General features: G+C 45.4%; 13 protein-coding genes, 1 tRNA gene and 1 pseudogene. 14 read left to right on the top strand and 1 reads right to left on the bottom strand.

Features of this window, described 5'->3' with window-relative positions; all coding sequences use genetic code 11:
- Positions 1–139: 139 nt before the first annotated feature.
- From aspS to mutL, 12 genes are all read left to right on the top strand, one after another.
- Positions 140–1,891: an aspartate--tRNA ligase gene (gene aspS, locus AB5542_RS06130; protein WP_279038599.1), complete on the top strand. Its 1,752-nt coding sequence runs from the start codon at positions 140–142 to the stop codon at positions 1,889–1,891.
- Positions 1,892–1,991: 100 nt separating this feature from the next.
- Positions 1,992–3,119 carry an ATP-binding protein gene (locus AB5542_RS06125; protein ID WP_279038600.1) on the top strand — a complete coding sequence of 376 codons (1,128 nt, stop codon included), beginning with the start codon at positions 1,992–1,994 and terminating at the stop codon, positions 3,117–3,119.
- Positions 3,120–3,227: 108 nt separating this feature from the next.
- A complete protein-coding gene (locus AB5542_RS06120) occupies positions 3,228–4,661 on the top strand; it encodes a stage 0 sporulation family protein (RefSeq protein WP_087419626.1) in 1,434 nt (477 codons plus the stop codon).
- Positions 4,658–5,482, top strand: a complete 825-nt coding sequence (locus AB5542_RS06115) for a rhomboid family intramembrane serine protease (protein ID WP_087419625.1) — start codon at positions 4,658–4,660, stop codon at positions 5,480–5,482. The genes AB5542_RS06120 and AB5542_RS06115 overlap by 4 nt, the downstream gene beginning before the upstream one ends.
- 13 nt (positions 5,483–5,495) lie before the next feature.
- The gene (locus tag AB5542_RS06110) at positions 5,496–6,422 is read left to right on the top strand and encodes a rhomboid family protein (protein ID WP_270543268.1); all 927 of its coding nucleotides are present in this window, start codon (positions 5,496–5,498) and stop codon (positions 6,420–6,422) included.
- A gap of 2 nt (positions 6,423–6,424) precedes the next feature.
- On the top strand, positions 6,425–6,625 hold the full coding sequence (locus AB5542_RS06105; RefSeq protein WP_279038601.1) for a hypothetical protein: 201 nt from the start codon (positions 6,425–6,427) through the stop codon (positions 6,623–6,625).
- Positions 6,609–7,631: an endonuclease/exonuclease/phosphatase family protein gene (locus AB5542_RS06100; RefSeq protein WP_279038602.1), complete on the top strand. Its 1,023-nt coding sequence runs from the start codon at positions 6,609–6,611 to the stop codon at positions 7,629–7,631. The genes AB5542_RS06105 and AB5542_RS06100 overlap by 17 nt, the downstream gene beginning before the upstream one ends.
- Positions 7,632–7,705: 74 nt before the next feature.
- Positions 7,706–7,779 (top strand) — tRNA-Ala (locus AB5542_RS06095).
- A 429-nt stretch (positions 7,780–8,208) separates the two neighbouring features.
- Positions 8,209–8,919, top strand: coding sequence for a hypothetical protein (locus tag AB5542_RS06090; RefSeq protein ID WP_279038603.1), 711 nt, complete (start codon positions 8,209–8,211; stop codon positions 8,917–8,919).
- 88 nt (positions 8,920–9,007) lie between these two features.
- Complete coding sequence (locus AB5542_RS06085) at positions 9,008–10,102, top strand: YbhN family protein (protein ID WP_279038604.1); 1,095 nt, start codon at positions 9,008–9,010, stop codon at positions 10,100–10,102.
- A gap of 28 nt (positions 10,103–10,130) precedes the next feature.
- Positions 10,131–10,439, top strand: coding sequence for a hypothetical protein (locus tag AB5542_RS06080; RefSeq protein WP_124316467.1), 309 nt, complete (start codon positions 10,131–10,133; stop codon positions 10,437–10,439).
- A gap of 10 nt (positions 10,440–10,449) precedes the next feature.
- The gene (mutL, locus tag AB5542_RS06075; RefSeq protein WP_279038605.1) at positions 10,450–12,315 is read left to right on the top strand and encodes a DNA mismatch repair endonuclease MutL; all 1,866 of its coding nucleotides are present in this window, start codon (positions 10,450–10,452) and stop codon (positions 12,313–12,315) included.
- A gap of 3 nt (positions 12,316–12,318) precedes the next feature.
- Here mutL and AB5542_RS06070 read toward each other — a convergent pair whose 3' ends face one another.
- On the bottom strand, positions 12,319–13,665 hold the full coding sequence (locus AB5542_RS06070) for a TlpA family protein disulfide reductase (protein ID WP_279038606.1): 1,347 nt from the start codon (positions 13,663–13,665) through the stop codon (positions 12,319–12,321).
- Positions 13,666–13,818: 153 nt separating this feature from the next.
- On the opposite strand from AB5542_RS06070, the gene AB5542_RS06065 reads away from it, so the two are divergent.
- Entirely contained in the window at positions 13,819–16,101 is a 2,283-nt protein-coding gene (locus AB5542_RS06065) for an NADP-dependent malic enzyme (protein WP_279038607.1), read from the top strand.
- A gap of 143 nt (positions 16,102–16,244) precedes the next feature.
- A pseudogene (locus tag AB5542_RS06060) lies at positions 16,245–16,486 on the top strand (hypothetical protein); the annotation flags it as partial.

Here is a 16,486-nt window from a genome sequence, read left to right as displayed (position 1 = left end):
CCTCTCAACTCCCGTCGATCTCCCACGGATCTCTTCATTTTCAGTATCCGCGCTTCAATTTTCAATTATTTATGCCTTAAACTGACAAATTCTTACTATTTTCGCACAATGTTTATGCCAGAATTAAAATTGAGAATTTATGTATAGAACACATACTTGTGGGCAGCTAAGAATGGAGAACGTGAATGAAAGCGTTTGTCTTAGCGGATGGGTACAAAAAGTACGGAAACTTGGAGCCATGACTTTCGTGGATCTTCGTGACCGTTACGGGATTACCCAATTGGTTGTCGAGGAATCGGCTCCCGAAGAAATTAAAGCTAACGTGGCAAAGCTCGGACGTGAATTCGTGATCCAGGTAAAGGGTAGGGTGATCGAAAGAGCCAGCAAAAATAATAAAATACCGACAGGCGACATCGAGATTATCGTGAATGAATTGAATGTTCTGAGCGAATCGGAAGTACCGCCTTTCACGATCGAGGATCAAACCGACGGGGGGGATGAGATCCGGATGAAATACCGTTACTTGGATTTACGTCGTTCCTGCGTTCGCAAAAATCTGGAATTACGCCACCGTATGGCGCAATTGACCCGGAACTACTTGAGTAACTTGAACTTTATCGAGGTAGAAACCCCGGTATTAATCAAAAGTACTCCCGAGGGGGCCCGCGATTTCGTGGTACCTTCCCGTATGAACCAAGGCCAATTCTACGCCTTGCCACAAAGTCCGCAGACCTTCAAACAATTGCTGATGGTTTCCGGTTTCGACCGCTATTTCCAGATCGTGAAATGTTTCCGGGACGAGGATTTACGGGCTGACCGTCAACCCGAATTCACACAGATCGACTGCGAAATGTCATTCGTGGAACAAGAAGACGTGTTGGAAGTTTTCGAAGGTTTGATCAGTCACTTGTTCAAAGAAGTTCGTGGCGTGGATATTCCCAAACTGGAAAAAATGACCTGGATGGATGCCATGGAGCAATACGGATGTGATAAACCGGACCTTCGTTTCGGGATGAAGATCGTGGATTTGACTGCCGTTGCCAAAGGGAAAGATTTCGCCGTGTTCAACGATGCTGAATATATCGGGGCTATCTGCGCACCTAAATGTGCCGGATATACCCGTAAACAACTGGACGAGTTGACCGAATTCGTGAAACGTTCACAGATTGGAGCCAAAGGATTGGTTTACGTGAAATACAACGAGGACGGGACATTCAAATCCTCTGTTGATAAATTCTACTCGGGAAGCGACTTGAAGGTATGGGCAGAAACCTGCAAGGCAGAAGCGGGAGACCTGATTCTGATTCTAGTAGGTCCGAAATTCAAAACCCTCCCCCAATTGTGCGAGTTACGCTTAGAAATGGGTAACCGTCTGGGATTACGGGATAAGGATGTCTTCAAACCGTTGTGGGTAGTAGACTTTCCCTTGCTGGAATGGGACGAGGAAACCCAACGTTTCTACGCAATGCACCACCCGTTCACTTCTCCCAAGCCGGAGGATATTCCATTAATGGATACCGACCCGGGTAAAGTACGTGCCAATGCTTACGATATGGTCATTAACGGCGTGGAAGTCGGTGGTGGTTCTATCCGTATTCACGACTCGGCATTACAATCCAAAATGTTCGATTGCTTGGGCTTCACTCACGAGGCCGCACAGGCTCAATTCGGCTTCCTTATGGGTGCATTCAAATACGGGGCGCCTCCTCATGGCGGTATTGCATTCGGTTTCGACCGGTTAGCCTCTATGTTCGCCGGGTTGGATTCTATCCGCGACGTGATTGCCTTCCCGAAGAACAACTCCGGGCGTGACGTGATGATTGACTCCCCTTCTGAAATCTCTCCGGAGCAATTCAAGGAACTGGGCATTCAATTGAAAATGGAAAATTGAAAATTGCAAATGAATGAATTTATGATTCCTGTCGAAAAAAAAGCGTTGATTCGTGCGGCTGGAATCTAAAATCTAAAATTTAAAATCTAAAATTAATAAGGTGTTTTTTAAAGACGTCATAGGACATGAAGAGATAAAGCAAAGACTGATTACTTCCCTGCAAACGGGAAGAATCAGTCATGCACAACTCTTTTCCGGTGACACGGGAGCGGGATCACTTGCCCTGGCGTTAGCTTTCACGCAATACCTCTTCTGCACGGGCGACAAACATGAAGACGCTTGCGGGATCTGCCCGGAGTGCAAGAAGATGCAGAAACTGATCCATCCGGATTTACACTTTGTCTTTCCCGTGGTAAAATCTGCCAAAATAAAAACACCGATCAGTGACGAGTATATCAACGAATGGCGTAGCCTTCTGCTCAAAAGTCCATACATGGACATGGAAGAATGGCTGGGAGCCATGGGTGCCGACGAGAACGCTCAAGCCTTGATATACACGGAAGAAAGCGGGAACATCCTCCGGAAACTCAACCTGAAATCCTTCGAATCGGACTACAAGGTCATGATCATCTGGTTACCCGAAAAGATGAAAACGGAATGTTCCAACAAACTTTTAAAGATACTGGAAGAACCTTATCCAAACACGTTATTCCTGCTGGTCACCGAACACGCGGAAGAAATCATTACCACGATTCTCTCACGGACACAGCGGATCAAGGTACCCCCTCTGACCCAAGAAAACATAGCAGAACAACTGGTTCTTCAAAAACACCTGGTCCGGGACTCGGCCGATCAAGTCGCTCACGTGGCATCCGGTAGCTGGCTGAGAGCCCTCCGCATGCTGAACGAGACCGACGAATCTGTTTACAATCAAGAGAAATTCGTGCAGATGATGCGTCTCTGCTGGGAACGAAAAATGCTCCCCGTCAACGAATTTGTCAATGAACTCGCTTCTCTCGGAAGAGAAAAGCAAAAAAGTTTCCTGATGCATTGCATCCGTATGTTACGGGAAAACTTTGTCAGAAACTTTGGTATTGAAAAAATAGTATACATGACTGAACGGGAGAAAACTTTCTCCACGAGATTCTCTCCCTACGTTCATGAAGGCAATATTATTCCCCTTTTCGATGAATTTGAACGTGCATATAGCGACATCATCCGGAACGGGAACGGGAAAATAATTTTCACGGATCTCTGCATCAAGGTGATGCAAAACATCAGACCGTGAAAAACATGAAAAACTAAAAGATATAAACTAAAAATTGAACCATTGAAAAGCGAAAATAAATATCACATCATTTTCAATTTTCAATTTTCAATTTTCAATTAATACAGTATGAGCGAGATAAACGAAGAAGAAGTACAGAATAACTCCGAAAACAAAAATATAAAGCAACAACCACAGGTTGTCCCCGTGATTGACCACCGCCTGCTGGCAGGAAAACTCACGGTCTATAACTGGATGGAAGATACCCCGGAAGGATGCACTCCTTCTGAAATCGTGGAAGTCCGGTTTAAAAATACAAGGAAAGGTTTTTATTTAAACAACAGTAACCTGAAACTGAATATCGGGGACATCGTGGCCGTGGAGGCAGCTCTTGGACACGACATCGGGATTGTATCCCTCACGGGAGAACTCGTGCGGGAACAGATGAGACTGAAAAAAGTCGACTTGGAACGTAATCCCTTGAAAAAGATATACCGGAAGGCAAAACCCCACGACATCGAGAAATGGCAACAGGCCATCGCCTTGGAACACGACACGATGATCCGTTCACGTGTTATCGCTGCCGAACTCGGACTTGACATGAAAATCGGGGACGTGGAGTACCAAGGGGACAAGACAAAAGCCATTTTCTACTACATCGCCAATGACCGCGTGGATTTCCGGAAACTGATCAAGATTCTGGCGGAAACATTCCACATCCGGATCGAGATGAAACAGATCGGGGCCCGTCAGGAGGCAGGACGTATCGGGGGAATCGGGTCGTGTGGACGTAAATTATGCTGTTCCACGTTCATCACGAACTTTATTTCCGTTTCCACTTCTGCCGCCCGTTATCAGGACATTTCCTTAAACCCGCAAAAGCTGGCAGGACAATGTGGTAAGTTGAAATGTTGTCTGAATTACGAAGTCGATGCTTATATTGACGAGCAAAAAGATTTCCCGTCCACCAATATTTGGCTGAACACGGGCGAAGGTATGCTCTATCACCAGAAAACAGATATTTTCGGTCGCAATATGTCCTACTCTTTCGACAAAGAAGGACGCGGTACGTTGATCAAACTATCCGTTGCCCGCGTGAAAGAGATCATCGCCATGAACAAACGGGGTCAAATTCCGGCAAAAGCTGTCGATGTCGAAAAAGAAGAACAAGTGAACATCGGTTACACGGACGGGGTGGGAGAAGAAAGCTTGAATCGTTTTGACGAGAAAAAACAAAATCAAGGCAAACGAAATCACTCCAGAAACCGTAATAACCGGAAAAACAACCAGAAAGAGAACAACAACACGAATAACGAGAATAAACCCAAGGAAAATCCGGGCAACAACACGGGGAACAAGCCTGAAAACAGGAACGAGAATAGAAACGAAAACAGGCAAGGCAACAGGCCCAAGCACCGCCCCGAAAACCGGAATAATAACCAACAGGGTAATCGTTCCAACGAGAAACCGGCAAATCGCCCGGACGGACCGAAAGTGTTACGTAAACAAGACAAAAACAATAAACCGGAAAACAAGGAAAATAATAAACCTGCTGAACAATGAACAATTATAGACCCTTCGCCGGGATCACCCCGGCAGTAAAGATCATCATCATTATCAACGTACTCGTTTTCTTGGCCGTTAACATGATCGGCCAGCGATCGGACGTTGATCTTGTCAATATACTCGGAATGCACTTGCCGCAATCCCAGTATTTCCAGATCTACCAGTATATCACGCATATGTTCACGCAAGAAGGGCTTACTCACCTTTTCTTCAATATGTTTGCCGTGTTCATGTTCGGCCGGATACTAGAATCGGTATGGGGTACCAAACGTTTTATTATTTACTATTTTGTTACCGGATTAGGTGCTGCCGCACTCCACTCGCTGGTAAGCTGGTACGGGCTACACAATATGCAGGAACAATTCTATGCATTCCAAAGTACTCCCGACGCGGGAGTCTTCGCCGAGTTCGTCCGCTCTCACGTGAGCAACCCTAGGCTACTTTCGCAATTGATGCAATTTGTCGATGCCTGGAATGCCGCACCTGCCAGTTCGCAGTTTGCCGGACAGGCTGAATATTACATGCAAAGTATTATTCAGGCCTATACCAACGTTCCGACTATCGGGGCATCCGGGGCTGTCTTCGGCATATTGCTGGCATTTGGTATGTTGTTCCCGAACACCGAGTTATACTTGATGTTCATTCCCATTCCCATCAAGGCGAAGTATTTCGTGCTTTTGTACGGTGCCGCTGAATTGTTCTTCGGTTTACAGAATTCGGTAGGTGACAACGTGGCTCACTTTGCACACTTGGGTGGTATGCTTTTCGGTTTCTTCCTGATTCTTTACTGGCGAAAACACAGCAAGAAGTTTTACTAGAAAAAGATAGGTTATGTACAACAGGGCGTATGGATCGAATTTTTCAGGTGGAATCTGGAATGGGATAAAGAACTCCTTCAAACAAGGAACGGCACTTACCCGCCTGATCTATATCAATATCGGTGTTTTTCTCGTCATTAAGATTCTGGAAGTATTCTTCGTACTGGCCGGACAACGGGGATTCGAACAACTCCTGTTGCCTTACGTGGGTGTTCCCGCACTGCCGGAACGCCTGCTTTACACGCCGTGGACGATAATTACCTACATGTTCACCCAGTTCGGTTTTCTACACTTGTTGTTTAATATGCTCTGGCTGTACTGGTTCGGTTCGATCTTTCAAAACACGTTCTCCAGCCAGAAACTCACGGGAGTGTATCTCCTTGGGGGAATTACCGGGGCTATCATTTACATGGCTGCCTACGCCTTGTTTCCCGCTTTCGAGCTTGAACGTTACCAGTCGTGGGCCATCGGTGCCTCGGCATCCGTCATGGCCATCGTGTTCGCCGTGTGTACTTATCACCCGAACTACAAGATATACGTGTTTCTGATCGGCCCGGTGAAACTTATTCACCTGGCGATCTTCACGGCAGTCATAGACCTTCTAAGTATCCCCAGCGGTAACGCGGGAGGGCATATTGCCCACCTCGGGGGAGCCTTGTTCGGTTATCTTTTCACCTTGTCTTTCCGTCGCAATCTCGACTTGACCAAAGGACTTTCATCCCTCTTCACCAAGTTAGGCAACAGCCGCCTATTCCGTAAGAAGACCATGAGAGTCAAGTACAAAAAGAAAGTCTCGGACATGAATGACATGGAATATAACGAGTACAAAAAACGAAAAGACGACCGCATCAACAGCATCTTGGACAAAATCTCTAAACATGGTTATGAAAGCCTGACAAAAGAAGAAAAGGAGATATTGTTCAAATCGAAAAACAATTGAAAATGGAGAATGGAGAATTGAAAATAAACTCCCTCCCCCCTTCGGGGTACTCCCTCTATAAACAGAGGGAGAGCTGGTACCTTTTCCCAAAGACGAAGACGATTCCGGCTCCTCCTCTGTTTATAGAGGAGGTGGCAGCAAAGCTGATGGAGGAGTTCTATTTAAAATTATTAAATCTAAAATTCCTTGAGTCGGTTATTTGATATTATCATGAGGATCGTCACGATCATCGCCATGATCGGATTACTTGGGAGCTACACCGCTCCCTATATTAACCCTAACGTGTTTTATTTTTCATCACTGCTGGGCTACACCTATCATTATTTATTGATTGTAAACATTATCCTGCTACTTTACTGGATTGCACGCTGGAAAAAGATAGCTATTCTATCCATACTGATTATCGCAGCCGGGTATCCGTTAATTACCACTTACTATGGATTGAACCCGCAAACCGTACCTGATGCCCCCCACGACCTTTCCATCATGACTTACAATATCCAGATGTTAGGAATAGGCGAAAAGGATGCACCTGCAAAGATCGAAAATTACATAAATAATAGCGGTAACGACATCGTTTGTATGCAGGAATTTCCTCAACGGGAAGCCTCCTTCAAAAAATTCCCTGCTTACCCGTATTATCACCGCAATCGGGATGTCGCACTTGTCTCCCGCTATCCGATTATTAACAAAGGCGTGATTAAATTCGACAAGGGACATTCGGCCGCCTGTGTTTATGGAGACATAGCCATCGGTAAAGATACGATCCGGGTATACTCTGTACATCTTGAATCCTACCGGTTAGGCAAAAATGAACAACAGATATACAAGGAACTCACCAGTGGCAACACGCAAAATGCCACGCAAGGCGTCAAGACGATATCTTCTCGTCTGGTTACCGCCAACCGGAACCGAGCAAAACAGGCGCAAATAATAAAAGATCATATGCTACAATCCCCCTACCCGGTTATCATTTGCGGGGATTTTAACGATACCCCGATCTCCTTCGCTTATCACACGTTGTCCGAAGGGATGAAAGATTGTTTCATTGAAAAAGGACGTGGTCTCGGAAACACGTATATCGGGGAGTTCCCCTCGTTCCGTATAGACCACATCCTGCACGCACCAACACTCGGCACAGTATCTTATACTCGTGATACCGTTAAGTATTCCGATCATTATCCGGTGCAAAGTGATATTCGATTTTAGACTTCAAATTTCATATAAATTATTCCCAACCATTTTCTATTTTCAAATATTTATCTATATTTGCAACCAGAAATGGGGAATTAGCTCAGTTGGCTAGAGCGTTTGAATGGCATTCAAAAGGTCGACGGTTCGATTCCGTTATTCTCCACGAACACCACCTAAAGCATTGAATTTCAATGCTTTTTCTTTTTAAGAGTGTTTTCGTTTTTTTCGGGGCTTTTTTTAGGTTTTGGAACGGCTTAAAAAAACAAGGAAAAGTGGTGTACAAATACTCAAATTTTTATTTCAAAACTATTTCTCTACCCTTCCATCCCCAAACCAACACTTACATCTGTCTCTTTATGTTGTCATCAACTCTCCGTTTTCCCTTCGTTCCTATAGAAACTGACTTCATCGAAAGGATAACGAAGAGATAACGACAAGACGCAAGAGTAGGCCATACCGAGGGTAAGACTTCACCCGGAAGATTACAAACCCTAGAAACAGGTAGGAACAATTTTAGCATTTCAGCAAAAATATTCCAATTTGGCATAAATTATGTTGCATAAATCATCACTAAACCTAAACATACAACATAATGGAAGTTATTGCAGCACGTACGATGAACGCACTTTACATGTACCTTGATGTCGCGTTCCTACTTTTCCTAGGTGCAACCTTAGTTTACACGAAAAGATATTTGGCAATCATTGTCGGATTACTGGCCGGAATCCTGTATTTCATTGTTGACTATGGTTATTTTTACCTGTATTTAGGCACGAGAAGTGTGGAAGGAGCCGATCCATTCTGTTTTCTCCTGTGGTTAAGCATGAGTTACGGTTTCACGAATTTCGTATGGATATGGCTCTGGCTCGACCGGGACAAACGGGCATTGGAATGGTCCATCTTGATTATCGTCTCTTGGTTTACCACCTCGTTACTAAGCCAAAGTTTCGGGGGTAATTTCGCCCCGATCGCCATTTCAAGGGGTACGGGAGCCTACCATGGTATCATGGCCCTCATCCTCTTCGTGGGATATGCTATTCTTTGTATTCATAACATCAGAACGACGGACGAAACCCGAAAGATTAACATACTGTGGATTCTTGCCATCGGGATTCTAGTACAATTCGCATGGGAATTCGTACTACTGGTCACGGGAATCCGTAACCCGAGTTTCATGACCATCGTGGTTAACTCCCTTCTCGAAACCAACTTGGGATTACCTTACATGTACTTCATTCACCAGGCTGTAAGCAAACGATACCACGAAAATCTCTCCCGTCGTGAAAAAATCATCGTAGCCTAATTAACCACTCTCTCTTGAAAAAAAGGACAACGAGTTTAACACGTTGTCCTTTTTTTCGTAAATTAGCCACAAATAAAAAACGGAGTTTATGGAACAGGAGCGCCAAGAAGAGAACCAGAAACTGACAAAAAAAATCAGCCCGTATAAAATCATATACCCCATCATTATCGGGTTGGCAGTGGTCTCTTACATGTTATATAAAGAATTCGATCCTAAAGCATTTGACATGATCACCTTTACATGGAACACCGTGTTCTGGTTATTCGTTGCCATCCTGTGTATGGCCATCCGTGATTTAGGGTATATTATCCGGATCAAAATACTATCCGGCGGAAAACTAAACTGGATACAATCCATCCGAATCATATTCCTCTGGGAATTCACCTCGGCAGTAACTCCCTCCGCCATCGGGGGAACCAGCCTAGCGATCCTTTTCGTGCATAAAGAAGGAATCGGGGTCGGGAAAAGTTCCGCCATGGTCATGGCAACCTCCTTTCTTGACGAATTGTACTTCATCATCATGTTTCCACTTATACTGCTGTTCGTCAACCATCAGGCACTGTGGGAAATGCCGGATACCACGAAAGCAGTGGCCGATGGGTTAATTCTCGTGGCCGTTATCGGATATAGCGTGAAACTTGCCTACCTTCTCGTATTAAGCTACGGGTTATTCAAGAATCCTCGGGGCTTGAAATGGCTGATCATGAAATTATTCCGGTGGCGTATTCTCCGCAAATGGCGTCACGATGCCAACGAGGCCGGAACCGATATTATCCGGAATTCCCACGAATTAAGAAGTATGCCGTTCTCCTTCTGGCTAAAAACATTTGGAGCCACTTTTTTCTCGTGGACAGCACGTTACTGGGTAGTAAACGCCATCCTCGTGGCTTTTTGGTTCGGACGTTATGATTGGGCGCAACATTTTCTTATCTTTGCACGACAACTCGTCATGTGGATCATGATGCTGGTAAGCCCGACACCAGGTGGTAGCGGTTTTGCGGAATTTGTCTTCTCCAAGTACCTCGGAGAATTTCTTCCGAGCGCCGGGGTTGCCATAGCGATGGCCATTTTATGGAGGCTCATCAGCTACTACCCTTACCTGTTTATCGGGGCATTTATCGTACCGAAATGGATTGCCCGTAGTTTTGGCAAGACATCGAAGAAAACGAAAACGAACAATTAAAGATTTAACGTGCTAAGGAATAAAAACCATGGGACTATTTAAACAACCGGAACACCGTCGTTTCAACTTAAAACCCCGCTACTGGGACCCGGAAGCAGAGGCCAGAAAAGAACGAGAAAAACGTATTCGTGCAGAATTGGGGTTAGCGGAAGATGGGGATGAATATATTCCCGATGTCAAGGCCAGTCTTCAAAAAGAATACGCCAAACGTAAAAATGAGCGTCTCGGAGGAGGTCTTGGTTACTCGACCCGTATCTTCATGATTCTTATTATCATACTGATCGGGATCTTCTATTTGGCAACGTACAAGATCGATCTCATCATGAAATTATTCTAAGAATTCCGGTATGGCAGACGTAATTCAATTATTACCCGACTCGGTAGCGAACCAGATTGCGGCAGGAGAGGTCGTACAACGTCCGGCCTCCGTGGTAAAGGAATTAATGGAAAATGCCCTTGATGCCGGGGCAACAAAAGTACAAGTTATCCTAAAGAACGCGGGCAAAGGATTCATCCAGGTCGTTGACGACGGGAAAGGAATGTCCCCGAGAGATTCCCGCATGGCTTTTGAACGTCATGCCACATCCAAAATATCCTGCGCGCAGGACTTGTTCAACATCCGCACGATGGGATTCCGCGGAGAGGCCCTTGCATCGATTGCATCCGTGGCAGAGGTGGAATTACGCACTAAACGGGAAGAGGATGAACTGGGGACCTACCTCTTCGTGGCCGATTCTGAATTAAAAAACCAGGAAAATATCAATTGTTCCCGGGGAACAAATATGCTGGTTAAAAACCTGTTCTACACGATTCCCGCCCGGCGAAAATTTCTGAAATCGGACACCACGGAACTCCGTAATATTACCACGGAATTCTTACGGGTAGCCCTCACCGCCCCGGATATCGCGTTCACGCTCGTCAACAACGGGAATGAAATATACAACCTGCCCGCATCCGGCTTGCGCCAGCGCATTGTAAATGCCTTCGGGAAAACGATTAATACAAAGCTACTCCCGGTTAATTGCGAAACGGGAATCGTCACCATCAATGGTTTCGTGTGCATCCCCCAGCACGCCCGGAAAACTTATGGGGAACAGTATTTTTTCGTGAACAACCGGTTCATGAAACATAACTTTTTCCATAAAGCAATCACGGAAGCCTATGCCGGACTGATTAGCGGGGACATGATCCCCTCGTATTTCCTTTATTTCACCGTGGACCCCTCCATCATAGATGTGAACATCCACCCGACAAAGACGGAGATCAAATTTCAAGACGAGAGTGCTATATTCCAAATTATACTGGCCAGCGTGAAAGAGGCCTTGGGCAAATTCAACGTAACCCCGACAATCGACTTTGACACGGAAGACAAGGTTGACTTCACGGTTCCCGACTCTCCGATTCTCCCGAAGGTTCCCAAGGTCAGTTATAACCCCCATTACAACCCGTTCAACTATTCCACCTCGATCTCGAAAGAAGATTCAAACTTCGAACAGTCAGGCGGTAATAGTTCACGCCAGAACTTCGAACCCCGGCACAAGGAACAAGTTCCCGCGAACTGGGATGCACTCTTCGCCGGATTGGAAGATAAAACCGAAGAAGTACAAACTGAAATCCCCGAAATGGCAGAGAAACAGGAGGACCACGAAGGAATCATCTCTTTCGTGCAAATGAAAGGCAGATTCATTGTCACGCCCGTTCATTCCGGGTTGATGTTCATTGATCAGAAACGGGCGCACGAACGGGTGCTATACGAACGTTATCTGGAAACCTTGTCACACCAACAAATCTGCGGACAAAAAAGCCTGTTCCCCGAAACTCTAGAACTCTCGGCTGAAGATTTTCTACTCGTAAAAGAAATCATGGACGATCTGGCCATGTTAGGCTTTGAACTCGGAGAATTCGGAAAGAATTGCTACGCCATCTACGCCACCCCGTCCGACTTGTCGACTTCTCGCGGAAAAGAAGTGCTTATTAGCCTGATTGAACATTACAAGAACACGGAAGGTTCAATCCGGGATAAAATGAGGGAGCGCATAGCCCTATCACTCGCAAAGGCGGCATCGCTGGATTACAATACCCCACTGGACAAACAGGAAATGAGCAATCTGTTCGACAACTTGTTCGCCTGCCAGCATCCCAATTACACGGCTGACGGCAAGACAATCATCCACATTCTGAAAAATGAGGACGTGACCCAGTGGTTTAAATAAAAACTATTTTTCTTTCAGATAAGCCCGCAACGTTTTCGCTGTTTCGGGATCAGAAGGTCGTGACATATCCGAGTTGATAATACGTCCATCCGGAGCGATCAAAATAAAACGAGGGATTCCGCGAATCATGTAAAAATCCATGAAAGAACGGTCACTCCCTATGTATAATTGTACTTCTCCCTTGGGATTCTCTCGCACCCGCTTTTCCCAGACTGCACGGTCATTATCACAAGAAACAGCCACGAACACTATATTTTCATCTTCAAACTCTTTCTCCAGTTTCTCCCAAGCCAGATTTTCATAGCGACAAGGAACACCCCAAGTAGTCCACACGTTGATGAACAGATATTTTCCCCTGAAATCTTCCAATTCGACAGCTTGCCCGGCAATATCCGTAAACATAAAATCAAAAGCAGGACTACCGGGGACAATTTTCGCACAACGATCATAAATCTCTTGAAACCGTTTCCGCAATGCCGGGTCCTTCACGTAAAAATCATACACCCGCAAGACATCATCAATATGCTCGTCAATTCCCACACCAAGCAAATAAGCATAAGCGTAATGATCGATCAGGAACTCCACCAGCGTCTCGTTCGTCAAATGGTGGATCACGTAATCAAACTGTGCCATCACTTGCTTGTAGGCATCCAGCTCCTTCATGTGGTACGTACTGATCAACGAAACCAAGGAGGCCATTCCTTCCTGGTACTCCTTCAGAACCAGCAACTTCTCATCTTCCTTGATCAATTTTTTGATACAGGAAAGATAAGCGGTATCCGGCTGATAATCCGTGTTTCCCGTACTCCAAGCATGATACAAAGGGTAATTTTCCAACGCTTTATAAGTGGAAAACTTGATCCGGTTCCGTTCCATCTCAGTAAAAGCGGCATCGAAACCCATGGTATCCAGATAATGAAACTGCTCTTGAATCAAGTCCTTCAACTGGCCTAAAAACTCCGGGGCATTCAGTTCATAATCGACAGACAGATTCTTCATGACCTGACTATTCAAATAATTATTCTTGGGAGAGCCGTCTCCTTCAAAACGGATATTCCCTTTAGCATGGTCCCCGTAAATATATATTTGCAATGTCGTTCCGTCTTCAATAAACAAAGGAAGACGATCCTTTCCATATTTTAACGTTGCGTATCCGCGTTCGCCCTCTGTCAGCATCAATTTGGCATAGCCGGAGTCATCCACTTCAATTTCCCGTTCCTCCCCGTTAACCATCAGCTCCGGCTGTATCCCTGAAGACCCGATAAGATTAAACTCCACAACCGTTTTCCGGGTATTACAACACCACATCAATAATATCAAGATCAATATTATGCCTCCAAATTTTCCCATTATCTAACGCACCAATGTTACAATTTGCTAAATTAATTATAAATTCTTTTAACCCGAGTTAATGTCCTGACTTTAACTTTTTATTAACGTATCATACCTTGTTATTTAAATCAAGTCCAAATAGCTTTACACACGCTTAAAATGACTAAAAATATGAACAACATGGATAAAAAACAGGCCCTGCATTACCACGCAATGGGACGTCCCGGAAAGATTGAAGTCGTTCCGACAAAACCACATAGTACACAATATGATCTTTCACTGGCCTATTCTCCAGGGGTAGCGGAACCCTGCCTGGAAATCCAGAAGAATCAAATTGATGCCTACAAATATACAGCCAAGAGCAACTTGGTAGCCGTGATTTCAAACGGGACAGCCGTGCTCGGATTAGGAGATATTGGTGCCTTGTCCGGCAAACCCGTCATGGAAGGGAAAGGATTATTGTTTAAAATATTCGCGGACATCGACGTGTTTGACATCGAACTCGACACGAAAGACGTGGATAAATTCATCGAAACGGTTAAAATGATCTCCCCGACTTTCGGGGGAATAAACCTGGAAGATATTAAAGCACCCGAATGTTTCGAAATCGAACGCCGGCTCAAAGAAGAACTGGATATTCCCGTGATGCACGATGACCAACACGGGACAGCCATTATTTCGGCTGCCGGGTTATTAAATGCCCTCGAACTCAACGGGAAAAAAATTGATACCATTCGTGTCGTGGTCAACGGGGCCGGAGCCGCAGCCATTTCCTGCGCCCGCCTTTATAAAGCATTGGGCGTGAAGAAAGAGAACATGATCATGTGCGACAGCAAAGGAGTTATCTACACGGGAAGAGCCGGCCTCAACACAGAGAAAGAAGAATTTGCCGTTGAGACCTCTGCCCGTACACTAACCGAAGCTCTCGTTGGAGCCGATATGTTTTTAGGTCTTTCTGTCGCTGATATATTGAGCGAAGAAATGATTCAAAGCATGGCCAAAGACCCGATCGTATTCGCCCTTGCTAACCCGAATCCGGAAATCGGCTATGAAAAAGCCATTCACAGCCGCCCGGACATCATTTTCGCCACGGGACGTTCGGACTACCCGAACCAGATCAACAATGTACTCGGATTCCCGTATATCTTCCGGGGAGCATTGGATGTGCAAGCCCGGAGCATAAACGAGGAGATGAAACTTGCCGCCACTTACGCGCTGGCTGAATTGACGAAAGAACCCGTTCCTGAAAACGTGAAAATGGCATACAATGACCCGTCCATCGCTTTCGGCAGGAATTATATCATTCCCAAACCTTTGGACACCCGTCTGATCAGTCGCATCGCCCCTGCCGTGGCCAAAGCCGCCATCGAATCGGGAGTTGCTCGCACGGAGATCGAAGACTGGGATACCTACCGGGATCAACTGGAAAAACGTATGGGCCAAGACGAAAGACTCATGCGCCGAATGACCCGTAAAGCCAAAACTAACCCCAAACGGATCGTGTTCGCGGAAGGAGCCGATATAAAAACCCTGATGGCCGTACAGGAAATACTTTCCGAAAAGATCGCTTATCCCGTACTCATCGGCAACAAAACCGAAATCGAAACTCTCCAAAAACAATATAAATTAGAGTTACCCGAACTAACCATTTTCGACCCGGCAAAAGAGATCAATAAAATAGATCAATACACCCAGGCTTATTACGAAAAAAGACAAAGAAAAGGGGTTATTCTGGAACAAGCCAAAGAATTGATGAAAAACCCGAATTTCATCGGTTTAATGATGGTTGAATCCGGAGAGGCAGACGGTTTCATTTCCGGGATTCACTCTAATTACCACGATGTACTCCGGGCTGCCAAAGACATCATCGGCCTAAGAGCCTGTTGCAAATATGCCGTAGGTATGCACATCGTGACCAATAAAAAAGGTACTTATTTCCTAGCCGACACGACAGTCAACAGTCATCCGTCAGCCGACACGCTGGAATGCGTGACCGTCCTAACCTACGAGGCAGTAAAACAATTCAACGTGGAACCGGTTGTCGCCCTCACCTCATACTCCAATTTCGGGGAATACCGCTTGGGTAGCCCGGCACAGATACAAGAGGCTGTTGACACGCTTCATCGTAAATACCCCGAAATCCTGGTTGACGGCGAAATGTCCGCATCCATCGCATTCAATACCGAATTGCGACAAGCACGTTTCCCGTTCTCCCCACTGGCAGACAAGGACGTGAACACGATTATCTTCCCAAACCTTAGTTCCGGAAGTATAGCCTTGGGTGTGTTGCAAGAACTAGGAAACAACGAAATCATCGGACCCGTTTTACTTGGTTTGAATAAACCCGTACATATTTTACAAATGGGATGTAGCGTGAGAGACATTGTTTACATGACCACCTTGGCCGTGACGGACGCACAGAAAGAAATGCCGGTGGATATGTGCCGAATCTGACGTTCGGAGTTCATAAAGTTATAAGGTTTATAAGGTCTATAAGGCCATGTGGCCAAAAATAGTTGGTAAATTCTTTATAACGATTTGAATTCCAGAATGATTAATTACCTTAATTGAAAACGTTTTCAATTAAGGTAATTTTTATGGAAAAATCTAGTAGGAAAGCTCGTTGTTGGTCATGCCAATCGACCGACACGATAAAGTGGGGTAAACAATCTGGTAAACAACGTTACCGTTGCCTGCATTGTGGCATCTATTTCACGATAAAAAATGAACCAGTCAAAAGAACGAACGAGTTGATTTGGTTTAAGAAGTGGGTCATTTACCGTCAAACCCTGGAATCAATATCACGAGATTCAGGGCTTAGCACCCGTACTCTTCGTCG

It is taken from the genome of Butyricimonas sp. RTP31003st1_G1_RTP31003_210430 (assembly GCF_040920905.1).
In the GTDB taxonomy this organism is placed as follows: domain Bacteria; phylum Bacteroidota; class Bacteroidia; order Bacteroidales; family Marinifilaceae; genus Butyricimonas; species Butyricimonas paravirosa.
Note: the sequence above shows the minus strand (reverse complement) of the source record. Positions and strands in the feature narration are given on the sequence as shown.